Source organism: Bacteroidota bacterium, from assembly GCA_018831055.1.
Taxonomy (GTDB): Bacteria; Bacteroidota; Bacteroidia; order Bacteroidales; family B18-G4; genus M55B132.
Genome location: JAHJRE010000253.1, coordinates 1 through 2401, shown reverse-complemented (window position 1 = coordinate 2401; position 2401 = coordinate 1). Strand labels below are relative to the sequence as shown.

The 2401-nt window shown below is 46.4% G+C and carries 1 protein-coding gene; it reads left to right on the top strand.

All coding sequences use genetic code 11. The features are described from left to right. On the top strand, nt 1–2391 hold a 2391-nt coding region (locus tag KKA81_16135), incomplete at its 5' end, for a hypothetical protein (GenBank protein ID MBU2652456.1). Nucleotides 2392–2401 lie beyond the last annotated feature (10 nt).

Below are 2401 nucleotides of genomic sequence, written 5' to 3'. Positions count from 1 at the left end.
CCCACAGAGACGGATACGGTCACGGTATCCATCAACAGCAACGCAAATAGCCTGACCCCCAATACCTACCCCTGTATGGTAACCTTCAACAACACAACCAACGGATCGGGCAATACCTCTCGGAACGTGACCCTGGCTGTTAATGCCCCGGCCAAGGGAACTGTTTCCGTTAACCCCGATCCGAACACCATTAATGCGCCGTGGACATTGACAGGCCCTGGCGGGTATTCGCTTAATGGGAACGGAGACCAGACACTATCTAATCTCGATCCTGGTGACTACACCCTTACCTGGGGCGATGTAAATGGATGGAACAAGCCGTCGCAAACACCTGTGACCCAGCAAATTCAGGCCGGTGGGCAGGTCACGTTTTCGGGCACTTATACGCAGCAGACCATTCAGTTCGTAGTCGACAGCACCATGATAACAGTCCCAGAAGGAGGGATAAATCCCTTGCAGATCAAATTGAGCGGTCAGCCTTCAAATGATGTCAATGTAACCGTTAGCAAGGTTGACGGTGACGCGGACATTACTGTCCAATCCGGTGCAAATCTCACTTTCACAACCTCCAACTGGAACACTTATCAGACCGTTACACTCTCTGCGGCCCAGGATGCAGACAGCATCAATGGTGTGGCCGCGATCAGAATCGCCGCTACGGGGATTCCTGATGCGGATATCACAGCAACAGAATTGGATACTTCGATTACAGATTATATCGAACAGCAGACATACCAAGGAGATTGCCAGAATAGACCCCCAGGTAGCACCTGTGTTCAATATAATGATGGCTATACTTGCTTAGTCTTTGAAAGCATATATGGCTGGGACCTTAATGGAAATCTTCAGATTGCACACGGCTACAATGGAGACTATTATCATGTCCTCGGATCAAATCGCATTAAATTTGTTGGCCAAGATGCTGATGGAGATTTGGTCCCCAATGCATCTGATAACTGTCCCGACATATACAATCCCAATCAAGAGGATTCGGACGGCGACGGTGTAGGCGATGTCTGTGATTTTGAAACACCGGTTTATGAGGCAGCGGGTGCTTGGACCGGGTCCACCTTCAACACGTGGTCCGATTGTCCCGATGGGGCGGATTCACCGGGAACAAGCACCTTCACCTTGACCCAAACCGGGAACCAGGTGACAGCCAATATTAACGGAAATACATATACCGGCACAGTCAGCGGCGAGACGTACACGTTCTCCTATTCCTATCCCGACGATGGTGGGACTACCACAGAGACCGTTACCTTTGTCCTTAGTTCAGCCACGTCTGGTACCGGGACCGTAACCTGGACATGGACCAATGGGGACGGGACCTATTCATGCCAGGGAGGGAGTGACTTTACGGTTACGAAAGGTCCGGTAGCCAAAGGTGATATTGATGAGGATGGCGATGTAGATTTAGCTGATGCCGTCCTTGCCCTTCAGGTCATCTCTGGATTGAATCCGTCTGGGATTCGTTCGGATTATGCGTCATCTGGGGCGGATGTGAACGGGGATAACAAGATAGGAATTGAGGAAATAATTTATACTCTCCAGATTATATCAGATATGAGAGAGGAACAAACGGAAACGGGAACGCAATATCTATATATCAGTGACACGGGGGCAGGCGTTGTTCATAAAATGACGACTGAAGGGGAATATATTAAGTCCATTGGTTCCGGTTTGTTTACCAATCCCGTGAACTGTATATTTGACTCAAAAAATAATCTTCTTGTTTCCGATGGTCAAAATTTTAAGGTGTTTAAGGACGATATCTATTTGAAGACTTTTGGGGACGGACATTTTACGACAGGAAACGGTGCAAAAAGTGTCACGATAGATTTAGAAGGAAATATTTACGCAGCAAACAGAGGCACTGGACTTGTGGAGGTCTTTGACGCTGATTATCAACATATTAATACCTTGGATTTCAGAAGTAATTTGGGTGGTAATTTTGAAGGGCCCAATGGGATCAGCTTTGATCCGGTTTCAGGAAATCTCATTTTTACAACACACTGGGCCAGCAGTAATGATCGAAAACTTTTTGAAATAACCACCAGTGGCAATATCGTAAAAGAGTTTGGGCTAAGCTGGTACAGCCACGATGAATGCAAAATAAGATCCGACGGAATCCTTTTTGTGTCGGATTCCACAAGCGGAATTAAAGGTATTCGAGTTTTCGATAAGAACCGAAACCAGATAAAGATCTGGTTACAAAATCAGCTTTCACAGTTCTGGGGAATTGCTTTTGATCATGATGGCAAAATTTATGTCTCAACCGATGCCACCAAGATTAATGTATATCCATCATATGACACCGGAACACCACTTCGTACAATTAATAACTCGAATTTTAACCAAATTGGAGGGTTTACTATCGGAGGTGGTTAAGATTTTGAAT